Annotated in this window: 1 protein-coding gene; it reads right to left on the bottom strand. The window is 37.3% G+C overall.

All coding sequences use genetic code 11. The features are described from left to right. On the bottom strand, nt 1-260 hold a 260-nt coding region (locus tag SB754_RS21095; RefSeq protein WP_410784295.1), incomplete at both ends, for a TolC family protein.

The raw sequence follows: 260 nt of genomic DNA on the forward strand, positions 1-260 counted from the left end.
GACGGTAATTGTTTTGGGCTGTAATCAAAGTCACTTCGTCGTTTTTAAGCTGTGTTTCCAAATTGGCAACATCTAAACCGGCAACAGAACCTGCTTTTAATTTTAAGCTCATCTGATTGAGCTGTTCTTTTGAAGAAGTAATGATATTTTGAGCCGTTTCTATTCCTTCTTTATAATAAAGCGCCTGTAGAAAGGCCTGAGCAACACTTAGTAACGCATTGTTTTTGGCTTCGGCAACGTAAAATTCATTTTGCTTTACT

It is taken from the genome of Leifsonia sp. SIMBA_070, from assembly GCF_046534635.1.
Taxonomy (GTDB): domain Bacteria; phylum Actinomycetota; class Actinomycetes; order Actinomycetales; family Microbacteriaceae; genus Leifsonia.